The sequence below is a fragment of the Clostridium sp. HBUAS56017 genome (assembly GCF_007115085.1).
Classification (GTDB): domain Bacteria; phylum Bacillota; class Clostridia; order Clostridiales; family Clostridiaceae; genus Clostridium; species Clostridium cibarium.
The window spans coordinates 85,055-100,376 of the sequence record NZ_SULK01000013.1; the positions used below are offsets into that span (position 1 = coordinate 85,055).

Below are 15,322 nucleotides of genomic sequence, written 5' to 3' on the forward strand. Positions count from 1 at the left end.
TATTATTTATAAACAATTTAAATTTATTAAGAATAAAATTTGTTGGATGATAAAAAATATTACTAATTAATTTAAGGGGGATATTATAATGAAAGGTACTGTTGTGTCAACTTGGATGAAGACAAATAGAAAATTGTTTGGAGATTCCATTGTTGATGAAGGGATGAATTATGTTGGATGGGGAAGTTCGAAAATATTTTCCCCAATTGAAAATGTTGATGATGAAGAGGTTAAAAAGATAATTTCATATATAGCTGGAAAAGAAAATATGAAGGTTGGTGTTCTTTGGAGAAAAATAGGACAGGATAATATAAAGGCATTTAGTCAAGACTACCCAGCTTTTTTTAAGCATGAAAATGTGTATTCATTTTTAAAATCTATGTTTGATGTTCATGTGGTAATGACAAAAAAGTTTGCAGGAGCAAAGCCTCCTTTAGTTTTAATTGAACCAATTTCAAGTAGAGAGGCTTATTTTAGTTATAGCTCTAAGAGAGGTATGTTTGATTATTTTCTTGGAATGCTAGAAGGAACTTGTGAATATTTTAATGAAAAAGTAGAAATTCAAGAAGTTTCAAGAAGTGATTACGAATTGAAGTTAAAACTTATTTTTGATAAGGATATATATTATAAGAAAAAATATTCTATTAATAGATTATTGTCTTTTGGATTTATAAAAAGTTTTGGAGCTAAGGTGGGTGTGTTTTCTTTTATAATTTCACTCTTAGTTATGTTGCCTATATTAGGTATGGATAATATATTTAAGGTTTTAATAGGAAGTATCGTATCATTAATAGGAGCAGCTACTGGAGTAACATTAATGATGTCACCTGCAAATCATATTAAGGAGGAACTTGAGCGAATTAAGGCTAATAAATATAATGTTGATGGAAAAATAGAAACTAATGATTTCTTTGAGGATATATACAAACTAATTAATGAGCATAAAAAAGTTATTCAAGCTGACTTTGTTGGATTTAAAGGAGTTACTGATGAAATGAATACTTTTGTAAACTCAATAAGTAAAATATCTAACTCTATGAATTATACTTCTGGTGAGATAAGCGGAGTAGTTGAACAAGTTGCTGAAGGAGCTTCTATGCAAGCAGAAAATACGGATAAAGCGGTACAGGCACTTAATGAAAATGTTAGTTCTTTAAGGCAGATAGTTGAAAATGAAAATGCAAATAAGATGGAACTTGAAGAGGCTGTGAAAAAAATAAATAATAGTTATGAAAATGTTGATAATGCTAGTAAAAATATTTCCACATCTTTAGAAATGTTTAAAGAAGTTAAGATTAAAGGAACAAATTTAGAGGAAAGGGCTAATGATATTACAAGTATTGTTTCAATAGTTTCTGGAATTGCAGAACAAACTAATTTATTAGCTTTGAATGCATCTATTGAGGCTGCAAGGGCTGGGGAGCAAGGAAAAGGATTTGCAGTTGTTGCTGAGTCTATAAGAAAGTTAGCTGAACAGTCTAAAGGCGCAGTTCATGAGATTAACTCTAATTTAAAAGAATTTATTTATGAAATAGAATCTTTAGTTGAAAATATAGAAAGTCAATATGATATTTTGGACAAAGAAACTGGTAGCTTGGTAGTTGTTAGAAATATAAGTTTTGAAGCTAATAAGTCAGTACAAAATGTAGCGCTTTCAATGATAGAGACAATTAATAAGCTTAATATAGAAGCTAATGCTATATCAAAAGTTTATGATAGGATAGAATCTTTAGCAGCTATTGCAGAGGAGAACTCAGCTTCTTCTGAAGAGGTAAGTGCTAATGTATTAAGCTATACTAACGAAATTAAAAAACTTACAGAGGATATACAAGATTTTAAAGGGATTACTGAAGCATTTAAGAAAGATTTAAATAAGTATAAAATTTAATTGTAAGTATGAAAGTACATTTATGATAGGCTTTTTATATTAGTCTATCATTTCTTTTGTTATAATCTTTATAGGCCGTATTTTAAGGAGGTAATTAGTTATGGAGTATTTTCTGCTTTTTTTAGAAGGTGTTATAACATTTATTTCACCGTGTATCTTACCGTTATTACCTTTATATATATCATATTTCGCAGGTGGATATGAGAATAAGATAAAAAGTAAGTATAATGCTTTAATAAATTCTTTGGGATTTGTATTAGGCTTTACAATAATATTCACTTTACTTGGGATGTTAGCAGGAACCTTTGGAAACTTTGTAAAAGAGTACGGTAGAATTATTAATATTTTAGGTGGATTTATAGTAATTCTTTTTGGGGTTAATTACATTGGGATAATCAAGATACCCCTTTTAGAAAGAAGTTTTAAGTTGAATTGTAAAATAGAGGTTTTTAAATTCTTTTCTTCAATTTTATTTGGGATAATATTTGCAATTGGTTGGACCCCTTGTGTAGGAACATTTTTAGGAGTAGCATTAATGGTGGCGGTTAATTCTCAAAACATTTTAATAGGTACTACTATGTTATTAACTTATAGTGTAGGACTTGGGATACCGTTTGTTATGTGTGCTCTTTTGGTAGATAGCTTTAAAGAAACGTTCAATTTTGTGAAGAAGAATTATAGATTAATTAATATATTATCAGGAATTATTTTAATCATTATAGGAATTCTAATTATGACAGGATATATAAATAGAGTTCTCTACTATTTAACTTTTTAGGAGGCATTTATGAAAAATAAAAGAGTGATAACAATGGCATTAGGTTTTGTTATATTTTTAAGTTTTTCTTATGTAGGATATAACTATTTTAAAACAAAGTATAATGAAAGAAGTATAGTAAATGAATCTGATTTTAATGAAGAAAAAGTTCCTGGAGAATTAGAAAATAACGGAAAGACTTTAGCTAAGGATATTACTTTGTATGATGAAAATCTTAATAAAGTGAAGTTATCAGATTATAAGGGCAAGCCAGTTGTAATGAACTTTTGGGCTAGTTGGTGTCCTCATTGTAAGGAAGAAATGCCTGGATTTAATGAAGTTGTAAAAAAGTATAAGGATGAAGAGGTAAGTATTTTAATGGTGAATCTAACTGATGGTCAAAGAGAAACTGTTGATATAGCTAAGAAGTATATAAAAGATAATGGATACAATATGAAAGTTTTATTTGATAGTGATATGAATGCTGCAATGAGTTATAATATTATATCTATACCAAGGACTATTTTCATAGATAAAGATGGATATATCGCTGAAGATCACAAAGGATTAATAACTAAGGAAGAGTTGGAAAAGCAAATTGATTTATTACGTAAGAGTTAATAGTTTATAATATAATAAAGAAAGTTATTTATAAACGTGCTCTTATATTTTTCGACAGTTATTTGAATTTAGTGAAAATTCATGATAATATTAATAGGATTTAATATAGAGAAGTATTGTGTTTATGAACTAAAGTTATATATATCAAAACTAGTTATTATATATAAATTAAAAAAGGGTTATAATTATAGATGGGTATATTGTGTATATAAAAAAAGATGAATAAATATAGAATGGAGTAACTATATTATAAAATTATGTATTTATTCACGTTTTTTTATAGCAATATAGAAAACTTGTGAAACGATATTAAGGTGCAGATATACTTAGTTTATTTTAAATCTTTGTATAGATAAAATTATTATATATTACATGGATAAAATAACTTTTAGAATAATTGTATAATCTGTTCTTCGGGAAAATTTGATTGGAAAATAAAAATTTAGTGGTAACTAAGTTCTAATTTTGTTGCACTTAGTTATTAGTTAGGAGATAATATGGCAAATAAAATTAAAAATAAGAGTAAGATAAAAGTTATACCTTTAGGTGGATTAGGTGAAATAGGTAAAAATATAACTGCTTTTGAATATGAAGATGAGATAGTAATTATAGATTGTGGATTAGCATTTCCAGATGAAGAGCTTTACGGAATAGATCTTATAGTTCCTGACATAACATATTTGAAAAGAAATGTTAATAAAGTCAAGGGGATTTTTATAACACATGGTCATGAAGATCATATAGGAGGATTACCATATTTTTTAAAACAAATTAATGCACCTATATATGGAACTAAACTAACTTTAGGGTTAATTGAAAGTAAGCTTATAGACCATAATATACTTAGTGATTGTACTTTAAATATGGTTAGTGCTGGAGATACAGTAGAATTGGGAAGTTTTAAGATGGAGTTTATTAGAACCAACCATAGCATAGCAGATAGTTGTGCTATTGCATTACATACACCAGTGGGAGTAATAGTGCATAGTGGTGACTTTAAAGTAGACTTTACTCCAATTGATGGAGAAACTATAGATTTGCAAAGGTATGCGCAATTGGGGAAAAGAGGAGTACTCTTATTCATGGCTGAAAGTACTAACGCTTATCATGAAGGTTATACAATGTCGGAAAGAACTGTGGGAGAAAAGTTGGAAAATCTTTTTGATAAAGCAAAAGGGAGAGTTATAGTAGCTACTTTTGCATCCAACATTCATAGAATTCAACAAATAGCTAATGCGTCTATAAAAAATGGAAGAAAGATTGCGTTTAGTGGAAGAAGTATGGAAAAAATAAGTGAAGTTGCTATAGATTTAGGATATTTATTTATACCAGAAGGAACTATAATAAATTTAAGTGAAATTAATAAGTATCCAAGTGGAAATATTACAATAATTACTACTGGAAGCCAAGGTGAGCCTATGGCTGCGCTTACAAGAATAGCATCGGGGACTCATAAAAGCATTCAAATTGAAAAAGGGGATACTGTAATTATTTCGGCAAGCCCAATACCAGGAAATCAAAGAGCTGTTTCAAATGTTATTAATGAGCTAACTGAAAGAGGTGCTGATGTAATTTATAAATCTATAGAAGAGATACATGTCTCTGGTCACGCTTGTGCAGAAGAACTTAGATTGATTCATGCTTTATTAAAGCCTAAATTCTTCATGCCGATACATGGGGAGTATAAGCATTTAATTAGTCATGCTAAAATTGCAGAAAGTATGGGTATGGATAAATCACATATATTCTTGTTAGAAACAGGAAATGTATTAGAATTATCAAGAAGTAAAGCGCAAATTAGTGGAAGCGTACCATCTGGAAGGGTTCTTATTGATGGTATAGGTGTTGGTGATGTAGGTAATGTGGTACTAAGAGATAGAAAGAGTCTTGCTGAAAATGGTATTATAACTGTAGTAATAGCTATAGATAAGGAAAATAGAAATGTAATATCTGGGCCAGATATTATTACAAGAGGATTTGTATATGTTAAAGAATCAGAGAAGCTGATTAGAGATATTAAGGTTATAGCTACTAAGTGTGTAGAGAGATGTCTTGCTAACAATATAATTCAATGGTCAGAAATAAAAAATAGTATTAGAAGAGAAATTGACAACTTTGTATATGGAAAAATGAAGAGAAAACCAATGGTTTTAACCGTAATTACTGAAATATAGACTAGTTTCAAATTTTAATAGAAAGTCTCAACTCTAAAGAAAATGCTTTAAAGTTGAGACTTTTTAATTTTATGTGGGGGTTGAAGTTTTATCTATAAATTTAAAGATTATAGCTCCCAATAAAGCAGCTAATATTGAAGTAATCATAATACTTATTTTAGCTGTGGATAATAAAGTCTCATCTGAAAATGATAGCGAAGAAATAAATAGAGACATTGTAAATCCAATACTTCCTAGAACACTTGCAGCATATAAATGTCTTTTAGTAACTTGTGAAGGAAGCTTAGCAACATTCAATTTAACTAAAATATATGAAACTCCAAAAATTCCTACTTGTTTACCTATAAGTAAACCGAAGATAATACCTAAGCTGATAGGCGAAGATAGGCTTTTTGTTATATTGCTAAAATCAATATGTATACCTGAATTTGCGAGAGCGAAAATAGGCATTATTAAAAACGTAGACCAAGGTGTTAACAGGTGTTCAAGTTTATATAGTAATGATGTTTTAAATTCATTTGTATTTTTACCACAAGGTAGTGTCATTCCAAGTAATACACCAGCAATTGTTGCATGTATTCCTGACTTAAGAAGACAAATCCATAATATTATTCCTCCAACAATGTAAAAAGAAGTAAACTTAACCTTGAGCTTATTTCCTAAAATAAGAGTTATAAGAGTAATTGCTCCTAATAAAAGAGCAATCAGAGAAATTTTCGTTGTATAGAATATGGCAATAACTACAATAGCCCCTAAGTCATCGATTATAGCTAAAGCTGTAAGGAATATTACTATACCTTTAGGAGCTTTCTTAGCTACTAATGAAAGTACTCCTAATGCGAAGGCAATGTCTGTTGCCATAGGAATTCCCCAACCTGAAATAGTTGAAGTATTATAATTTAGTAATACATAAATTATAGCTGGAGCTATCATTCCACCTATTGCAGCTGATATAGGTAATATAGTTTGTTTTATTGATTTAAGTTCGCCAATCACTAGTTCGCGCTTTATTTCCATGCCTACAACTAAAAAGAAGATAGCCATTAATCCATCGTTAATCCAGTGGAGAAGTGATAGAGAGATAGATGCATCTTTATATCCAATAGTTATATATGTGTGGAGTACATGGTTATAAGTCTCGGATAAATTAGAGTTTGCTATTATCATAGCCAAAATAGTACAGAATAGAAGTAATATTCCTCCAGTAGATTCGTTTTTTATAAAGTATGTGAATAGATCAGAAACCTTATTTCGAATTTTATTTTTCATTTCAATTAAATCCTTTCTTATATAATATTTTACGAAAAAAAGTGGGAAACTCAAAAAAATGAGTTCCCCACCCCAGAAACTAAAATTGCTTGAAAACAAATTATAAATTTGTCCAACCGATTATATATATAAACTTTTTTATAGAGTAATTATATTATATGTTAATAGTATATGCAAGTTAAGCAGGTTTTAAAAACTAAATTCAAATTTATAATTTACATTTAATATAAAATCAAATATAATAACCAATATAGTAATTAATTAAATTAATAGGTGATGGAGTTCGCCGTAAATCGCAATAAGCTAATGACTCCTGCTTTAAAAAGCAGGAGTTTTTTTATATTTTTATGGAGGTGATTGATTTGCAAAAGATTATTTTTGTTGGAGTTGGAGGATGTATTGGAGCTTCATTAAGGTATTTAATAACTATAGCTTCTTCAAAGTTAATTAATTCTAATTTCCCATTTGGAACATTAATAGTAAATGTTATCGGAGGATTTCTTATTGGTCTTATTATGGAGCTAAGTAATTCCACAGAACTCATATCTCCTAATCTTAAACTGTTTCTAACTACAGGAATTATGGGAGGTCTTACTACATTTTCAACATTTAGCTATGAAACAATAAATTTAATGAATGATGGAAGATACGTACTAGGAAGTGCAAATATATTACTTAATGTAATATTGAGCCTTGGTGGTGTTATTTTAGCAAAATTTTTATGTAAAGTTGTAGTTTAATAAAATCCTTTTTAGATTATTGATATTTTACCTTGAGTGATTAAGTTACAGAAGAAAGAAGATATATTGAATATTATAAGAGAGAAATAATTCAATAAGGTAAAAATAAATAATCTTCGGAGGGGTATATATGGAAAAGTTTTTAGTGTTATGGAAGAAGTATTCTTTTTTATTACTAGTAGCGTTTTTAACATTAGGATTAATTGATTTGAGATTTGCAATTGTAGCAGTAATTTGTATGATAGCGCCTATAGTGGTTTCTGTATTTAAGGGGAGATTTTGGTGTGGGAATTTATGCCCAAGGGGAAATTTTTATGATAATGTAGTTTCTAGATTTAGCAATAAAAAAAGAGTACCAAAGTTTTTGAAATCATACTATTTTAGAATTATAATAGTAGTATTTATGATGACTATGTTCACCATTGGGATTGTACAAAACTGGGGGAACCTTTATGGAATAGGGATGGTGTTTTATAGAATAATATTTGTGACTACTTTAATAGGTGTAATACTATCTTTGTTTTATAATCATAGGACTTGGTGCAATTTTTGTCCTATGGGAACATTAGCATCAGTTGTAGCTAAGTTTAGAAAGAGTAAGAGTGTGTTGAATGTATCATCGAGTTGTGTTTCTTGTAAGTTATGTGAGAAAAAATGCTCGATGGGGATAGTGCCTTATGATTACAAAGATGATATTTTAAGTCACCCAGATTGCATACAGTGTGGTAAATGTGTTATAGCATGTCCTAAGAAAGCTATAGGATATGATAAAGAATAGGTGAATTTTATGATTAAGAAACCTTGGCTTTTTTATTAAACAGCCAAGGTTTTTATTTATACAGTAAATTTTGATATTGAATTTTGTAAATGGCTAGATAAATCTGTTAGGTAGTTCATAGAAGCAGCGATTTCTTGGATAGATGCAGTATGTTCTTCTGTTGAAGCAGCAATTTCTTCTGTACTTGCAGCATTTTTTTCAATTATAGATATTATATTTTGGATAGATTTTTCCACATATATAGCATTAGTGTTAACCATTGCAGTTTCAGTAGCAACTTCTTCTATTTTGTTAGTAACATCAAAAACAGATTTTTGAATAAGTATAAGAGAATCTGTTGCTTTGTTAAGAGATGATGCTTGTTCATTTATAGAAGAATTTGTAGCATTAACCTCGGTAACAGCTTTACTTATATCTGATTGAACATCTATTATAAGATTACTTATTTTTTGGGTAGATTCTTTTGATAATTCTGCTAGATTACTAACTTCGCTAGCAACTACAGCAAATCCCTTGCCAGCTTCGCCAGCTCTTGCTGCCTCTATATTAGCATTTAATGCTAGCAAATTAATTTGGTCTGTAATTCCATTAATAAATTCTACAACATTTCCGATTTCATTTGATTTTATAGATAAATCAGAAATTACATTACTAACATTGTAAGAGGCATCCTTGGTGTTGTTCATTAATTGGACTTGTTGATTTAAGTTGTTAACACCTTCAGTTACAGTTTCTATTGCATTGTTTGCGAGTTTGTTCATATATACTGTATTTTCTGTTATACGCTTTACTTCTTGTACAACGTCTTGCACAGAAGTATTACTTTCATCAGCCAATTGAGATTCTCTTGAAGCGCTTTCTGCTATGTTGGAAATTGTATATGCAACTTCTTCGAAAGTCTTACTTACATCATCTGAAGTTTTCATAATATTAGATGAAGAAGAGGCTACAGATATGGCTGCATTATTTGCTTCAGAAATTAATGATCTAATTGTACTAATGAATTTATTGAAGCATTCGGTAACCTCACCCAATTCGTCATTTTTGTGTATTTTACCTACAATTGTAAGATCTCCTTTTTCTGCTTGTGACATTAAGGATTTAAACTGTTCTATAAAAATAGTAATATTTTTATATGTGGCAATAATTAATATTGAAAAAATAACTATTAAAATAACACCAAAGGCTGCAATAATGGCTAAGTTTCTATTGAAGTTGCTAATATCTATATCAGAATCTTTGATCATTTTTTCAGTTTCATTACTTGATATGTCTTCTATACTTTTTACTAGGGAATCCATATCATCTGTGGGTTTTCTGTCGATTCCTTTTACTAATCCATCTACTATACGATAACTTTCAGGATTATTTGAATTATAACTTTTTATAGCTGTATTGTACTTTTGACATAAATCATTATGTTCAGTTATTAGTGAATCAACAGAAGAAGTATCTATATTTTTTGAGTTCATTTTTTCTTTTAAGTTTAATAATTTACTTTGAACATTATCTTTCTCTTTAGTAAATTGAGAGAAATATTTTTTAAAGGATTCATTATCATAGCCTCTAAGCAAAGTATCTTTCCATTCTTGGACTTGTTTTTTAAATTCAACTTGAGCTTGTCTTGCATCATCAACTATAACTATGTAATCTGAAGTGTTTTGTAATCTAGATTTATTCTTTTCATTATAATTTTCAATTGTAATCCATGAAAAACTAGTGACTCCTAGTATAAAAATCATAATAAAGCCTATTAGTAAATATAATCTTGTTCCTATTCCTTTGCTTTTTTTCATTTTTATTTATAGCCTCCCCTTGTGTTTGAGATGATAATATTTTTTATATATACCATGTTACAACATAATGTGATAAAAAATGCGAATTTAACATACATTTTACAAATCATAAATACATAATGATGTAAGAAAAAGTTAGGTTGTAGAGAGAATATTAGGTGACTAAGTCACACAAAATTATATAGATTTAATTTATAATAAAGTCATGGAGGGAATGAAATGGATAAAATTAATGGAAATTTAGACAATAGAAAAAGGAAAATAGAATCTTTGTTTAGCACATATCCAATTCTAAAAGCCATAGATTTAAAGAATAATGAATTATTAAGAGAGCAAGTGATATTTAAGACACTGTATTCAGATGAATATGTAGGACCCGGTGCCTGTTCTGGAATTTTATTTGTAATAAAAGGATCAATAAAGGTACAAAAGATTAACAAAGAAGGAGAGGAAACCAATCTTTATAATATAAAAGAAGGTGAACTTTGCCATGAGGCGCTAAGTTGTATAGCTAATTTCGAGTCATTAAATATTGCAGGAAGGGCTATTCAAGATTCTGAGGTGGGTGTAATTCCAATAGACATAGTTAGAAAATACTTTATTCAAGATGAAGAGTTTTTGTTATATATGTATAGAGATTTGTATAAAAAGTTTAGTACAGTTATAGAAAATAAGGAAGAGAGAATGCATGAACCATTAGAAATAAGACTTGTAAAATTGCTTATTAATAAAAAGAGCAAAATAATTTATGCAACACATGGAGAGCTGGCTTTTGAGGTCGATTCAGTTAGAGAAGTTGTAAGTAGAAAACTTAAGAGTATTGAAAAAAGAGGATATATAAAACTAGAAAGAGGCAAAATAGTAATAATAAATGATTTAGGAGAATTACTGAAATAAACTTTTGGAGGAGAAGACTATGTTTGGATTTTTAAAAAATAATGAAAAAGTGATAAATGTTAATGATATGGATAATTTATTGGGAAAGGTTGAATTAATTGATATTAGAGAACCTTATGAATATAAGAGTGGAAGTTTAAAAACCTCCAAGAATATACCTATGGGAGAACTTTTAGATAGTCCAGAAAAATATTTAGAAAAGAATAAAGAATATTATATTATGTGCCAATCAGGGGGAAGAAGTTCAAAGACTTGTAGCAGTTTAAAGAAAAAAGGTTTTGATGTTATAAATGTTGCAGGTGGAATGGGTTCATATGTAGGAACTATGAAAAAGTAAGGGGGAAGGAATTGTGAAGAGAAAGATATTAATAGTAGGAGGAGTTGCAGGTGGAGCATCAGCAGCTGCTAGACTTAGAAGAAATAGTGAAGATGATGAAATAATAATGTTTGAAAAGGATCCTCATGTATCTTTTTCAAATTGCTCGCTTCCGTATCATTTAAGTGGAATAATTAATGAAGCTAGTAGATTAGTACTTATGAGTCCAGAAAAATTCATGGCTCAATATAGAATAGAAGCGAGAGTAAATAATGAAGTTTTATCAATAGATAGAGTAAACAAGTTCGTAACTGTAAGAAACAATGAAACAGGAGAAGTTTATAAAGAGACTTATGATAAGCTTATACTATCTCCAGGAGCAAGACCTATAGTTCCTAATATTCCTGGAATAGATAAGGTTAATTTATTTACTATAAGAAATGTAGTGGATATAGATAGACTTAATAGATTTGTAAAAGAGATTGATACAAAGGATGTAGTTGTAATAGGTGGAGGTTATATTGGAGTAGAAGCAGCTGAAAATTTAAAAAAAGCTGGGTATAATGTATCACTTGTAGAAGCTACTAATCAAGTTTTGAAACCATTTGATTATGATATGGTCCAAATTCTCCATAAAGAAATTTATGATAATGGTATTAATTTAATTGTTGGAGATAAGGTTCAAAACTTTGAAGAAAATAAAGTTATTCTAGCTTCAGGGAAGAAGATTGAAGCAAAGGCTGTGATTATGGCTATAGGTGTCTCTCCGGAAACGGATTTAGCTAAGGAATCTAATTTAGAAATTGGAGAAACAGGAGCTATAAAAGTAGATAGAAATTATAAGACAAATGATAATGATATATATGCAGTTGGAGATGCAATAGAAGTTTATAATTCACTAACTCATTCTAAAACTAAATTATCATTAGCAGGACCAGCTCAAAAACAGGCTAGGTCAGTTGCAGATCATATAAATGGAAAGAATTCGTTAAATAAAGGATATATAGGATCGTCTGGTATAAGAGTATTTGATTACAATGGAGCTTCTACAGGGTTAAATGAAGGGATAATAAAGTCTCTCAATATGAATATAAACTACGATATAGTTAGAGTCATACTTACAGATAAGGTTGGGATTATGCCAAATTCATCCCCAGTTCATTTGAAGTTATTATATGAAATTCCTACAGGAAAGATTTTAGGTGCTCAAGCAATAGGTAAAGGGGATGTAACAAAGAGGATAGACATAATTGCAACAGCTATAAAATTTGGAGGAACAGTAGAAGATTTAAAAGATTTAGAGTTATGTTATGCACCTCCATTCGCAACAGCAAAGGATGTTGTAAATTATGCTGGATACGTTGGGTCAAACCTATTAAGTGGGGAATTTAAGCAAGTTAATGTGGATAAAGTGAGAGAGCTTGTGGATAATAATGCAACTATAATAGATGTTAGGGAAAAAAATGAATATGAAAATGGTCATATTAATAACTCGAAAAATATACCTTTAAGTGAGTTGAGAGATAGAATAGATGAAGTGCCAAAGGATAGACCTGTATATCTTCATTGCAGAACAGGGCAAAGGAGTTATAATGCTGTGTTAGCTCTTCAAAATTTAGGGTTTGATAATGTTTATAACATAACAGGAAGTTTTTTAGCATTATCATTTTATGAGTATTTTAATGATAGAACTATGGAAAGAGCCAGTATACTAACTGAATATAATTTTAGATAAAGTATAAATGTCCTAAAATCACCTGAACGTGATTTTAGGACATTTTTTATTTTGTAGAATAATTTTACATAAATACAATTTTGGATATAAAAAAAGAAAAAAATTCATTATATTCATAATTATATTAAAGTTTCCTATAAAGGTATTTCGATTTGAGGCGATACATAATAAGTAAAAGAAAAAAATGGGAGGAATATGGTGAAAAATATGTTTAAATGATGAAATTATAGTTAGCATATTTAAAGTATACCTCAAGAAAAGGAGAATCGAGATGAAGTTATATGAGAAAAAGTTAAGTAAGAGTGGAGTGGATAAGGAGAATTTAGAGAAAAAAAGTACTGGCAGATTAAACAGCATAAGAAATAAGTTAGTTGTTAGTTTGGTAGCAATTTGTGTAATCCCTTTAATTATTTTAGGATGTAGTTCTTATTCAAAATCAAAATCAATACTTAATGAAAAGTTAAGAGTTACAAGTGAGCAAACTCTTTCGGAAGTAAATAGTGGGATAGATGATTATTTCAATGGACTAATAAGTTTAATTACTATTACATCTAATAATTATGATATAGCTAATTGTGATAACAGTGCAAATGATCCATATATATCAGATATACTAAAATCTTTACAAGAAAGTAATAGTGATATAGTGAGTGCATCTCTTGCAAGAGATAACGGGAAATGTGATGTGTATCCTAATGAAAATATGCCAGACGGATTTGAAGCCAGTAAAACATCTTGGTATAAACAAGCAATAGATAATAAACCGAAGGTAATAGTAACATTACCTTTTAAGGATAAACAAAAGAATGTTAATGTTGTTTCAGTTGCTAAAGCATTGATAAAGGATAACAAGGTTATTGGTGTAATATCAATAAATATTTCGTTGAGCACATTTTCAGATAAAATTGCAGAAAAATCAATAGGAAGTTCTGGATATGTGTATATAACAGATATAGATGGTAAGAATATGATAGCTCATCCTAGTAAAGAATTAATAGGAACAGATGAAGCTTCCAAACTACCAATTTGGAATGATATAAAGACATCTAAAAATGGGTTTGTTGATTATACTTTTAATGGAAGTGAGAAGTTTGGTGCTTATGATACAAACGATATTACTGGGTGGAAATTAATGGCTCCAATGGAAGAGGAAGAACTAACTAAGGATACTAATCCTATACTATATAACACTTTATTTATGGTGATAGGTATTGGGGCAATAGCAGTAGGGCTATCTTTAGTGTTAAGTAAAAGTATAGCTCAAAATATTAAAAATTTAAAACAGGTATTTGCAAAGGCTGCAGAAGGCGACTTGACTGTAGTTATAAAACCTACAACTAAAGATGAGTTTATGGATTTAGCTAATTCATTTAATAATATGATAAGTAATATATCAAACCTTATGGATAATGTTACAAAATCATCTAAAGAAGTTTTAGAAACTTCATCTAATCTTGCAAGTATGTCAGAAGAGGTTACTGCTTCTGTTGAAGAAGTCGCAAAGGCTATAGAAGAGGTAGCAGAAGGGGCAACAAATCAATCTCAAAATGCTCAAAATAGTGCAGAAGAAATGAATGAGTTATCGGATAAATTAGATAATATGACTTTGAGTTCAAATGAAGTTGATAGACTTTCAACAAATACAAAGAATTTAGGCGCTAAAGGGCTATCTATGATAGATACATTGATAGAAAAGTCTAATAAAACTAAGGTGGTAACTAACGAAGTTAATGATATAGTTAATGATATGAATGAAAGCACTAAGCAGATAAATACTATATCTGAAACAATTTCTCAAATAACTGAGCAAACAAACCTTCTTTCTTTAAATGCAAGTATAGAGTCAGCTCGTGCAGGAGAAGCAGGTAAGGGATTTGCTGTTGTAGCAGAGGAAATAAGGAAACTTGCTGAACAATCTAAGGATTCAACCGAAGAAATAAAGATAATTATAGCTAATATACAAGAGAAATCAGATACTGCAGTAAATTCTATAAAATCTACTGAAGAAGTAGTAAATGAGCAAAATGTGGCAGTTAACGAAACTAAAGAAATATTTAATGAAATTCTTCATTCAATAGAAATAATGATAGATAAGGTCGAAGAAATAAAAGAATCTATAATAGAAATCGATAGAAAGAAGGATAGAGTGGTAGGGGAAATAGAAAAGATATCGTCTATTTCACAAGAAACAGCATCAGCAACAGAAGAAGTTACAGCATCTACAGAAGAGATATCTTCTGCTATGAGCAACTTTACAAGTTATGCTGAAAATCTTCAAGTGCTGGCAGAACAGTTAGAGGTTGAAATAAGTAAATTTATAATAAAGTAATATAATATGTTTATATTAACCC

General features: G+C 29.3%; 12 protein-coding genes, 1 riboswitch and 1 other annotated feature. Of the genes, 10 read left to right on the forward strand and 2 right to left on the reverse strand.

The features are described 5' to 3' along the window. The first annotated feature begins 88 nt into the window (after nucleotides 1-88). The 4 genes from FAY47_RS12380 to FAY47_RS12395 all read left to right on the forward strand — a co-directional run bounded on the left by FAY47_RS12380 (nucleotide 89) and on the right by FAY47_RS12395 (nucleotide 5,440). On the forward strand, nucleotides 89-1,888 hold the full coding sequence (locus FAY47_RS12380) for a heme NO-binding domain-containing protein (protein WP_143317061.1): 1,800 nt from the start codon (nucleotides 89-91) through the stop codon (nucleotides 1,886-1,888). A gap of 100 nt (nucleotides 1,889-1,988) precedes the next feature. After that, entirely contained in the window at nucleotides 1,989-2,666 is a 678-nt protein-coding gene (locus tag FAY47_RS12385; protein ID WP_143317063.1) for a cytochrome c biogenesis protein CcdA, read from the forward strand. 9 nt (nucleotides 2,667-2,675) lie between these two features. Then, nucleotides 2,676-3,266, forward strand: a complete 591-nt coding sequence (locus FAY47_RS12390; RefSeq protein ID WP_143317065.1) for a TlpA disulfide reductase family protein — start codon at nucleotides 2,676-2,678, stop codon at nucleotides 3,264-3,266. Nucleotides 3,267-3,763: 497 nt separating this feature from the next. Continuing rightward, nucleotides 3,764-5,440, forward strand: coding sequence for a ribonuclease J (locus FAY47_RS12395; RefSeq protein ID WP_143317067.1), 1,677 nt, complete (start codon nucleotides 3,764-3,766; stop codon nucleotides 5,438-5,440). Between the two features lie 69 nt (nucleotides 5,441-5,509). Here the strand turns inward: FAY47_RS12395 and nhaA are convergent, their stop codons facing one another. Then, the gene (gene nhaA, locus FAY47_RS12400; RefSeq protein WP_143317069.1) at nucleotides 5,510-6,709 is read right to left on the reverse strand and encodes a Na+/H+ antiporter NhaA; all 1,200 of its coding nucleotides are present in this window, start codon (nucleotides 6,707-6,709) and stop codon (nucleotides 5,510-5,512) included. Nucleotides 6,710-6,770: 61 nt separating this feature from the next. Further along, nucleotides 6,771-6,827: a sequence feature (sodium ion sensor (DUF1646 type); this cis-regulatory element may regulate processes involved in with the transportation of sodium ions), on the reverse strand. 145 nt (nucleotides 6,828-6,972) lie between these two features. Next, nucleotides 6,973-7,032, forward strand: a riboswitch (Fluoride riboswitch). 24 nt (nucleotides 7,033-7,056) lie between these two features. Here nhaA and crcB point away from each other — a divergent pair. Together crcB and FAY47_RS12410 are read left to right on the forward strand one after the other, a co-directional pair. Beyond that, on the forward strand, nucleotides 7,057-7,449 hold the full coding sequence (gene crcB, locus FAY47_RS12405; protein WP_341480423.1) for a fluoride efflux transporter CrcB: 393 nt from the start codon (nucleotides 7,057-7,059) through the stop codon (nucleotides 7,447-7,449). Nucleotides 7,450-7,579: 130 nt separating this feature from the next. Then, nucleotides 7,580-8,227 (forward strand): 4Fe-4S binding protein, encoded by a 648-nt coding sequence (locus FAY47_RS12410; RefSeq protein WP_143317073.1) that lies wholly within the window; start codon nucleotides 7,580-7,582, stop codon nucleotides 8,225-8,227. Between the two features lie 56 nt (nucleotides 8,228-8,283). Here FAY47_RS12410 and FAY47_RS12415 read toward each other — a convergent pair whose 3' ends face one another. After that, a complete protein-coding gene (locus FAY47_RS12415) occupies nucleotides 8,284-10,023 on the reverse strand; it encodes a methyl-accepting chemotaxis protein (RefSeq protein WP_143317075.1) in 1,740 nt (579 codons plus the stop codon). Nucleotides 10,024-10,242: 219 nt separating this feature from the next. Between FAY47_RS12415 and FAY47_RS12420 the strand changes: the two genes are divergently transcribed. The 4 genes from FAY47_RS12420 (at nucleotide 10,243) to FAY47_RS12435 (ending at nucleotide 15,300) form a co-directional block, all read left to right on the forward strand. Further along, complete coding sequence (locus FAY47_RS12420; protein ID WP_143317077.1) at nucleotides 10,243-10,920, forward strand: Crp/Fnr family transcriptional regulator; 678 nt, start codon at nucleotides 10,243-10,245, stop codon at nucleotides 10,918-10,920. Between the two features lie 19 nt (nucleotides 10,921-10,939). Next, nucleotides 10,940-11,257 (forward strand): rhodanese-like domain-containing protein, encoded by a 318-nt coding sequence (locus FAY47_RS12425; RefSeq protein WP_143317079.1) that lies wholly within the window; start codon nucleotides 10,940-10,942, stop codon nucleotides 11,255-11,257. A 13-nt stretch (nucleotides 11,258-11,270) separates the two neighbouring features. After that, nucleotides 11,271-12,971, forward strand: a complete 1,701-nt coding sequence (locus FAY47_RS12430) for an FAD-dependent oxidoreductase (protein WP_143317081.1) — start codon at nucleotides 11,271-11,273, stop codon at nucleotides 12,969-12,971. Nucleotides 12,972-13,242: 271 nt separating this feature from the next. Continuing rightward, nucleotides 13,243-15,300, forward strand: a complete 2,058-nt coding sequence (locus tag FAY47_RS12435; RefSeq protein WP_143317083.1) for a methyl-accepting chemotaxis protein — start codon at nucleotides 13,243-13,245, stop codon at nucleotides 15,298-15,300. The last annotated feature ends 22 nt before the right edge of the window (nucleotides 15,301-15,322 follow it).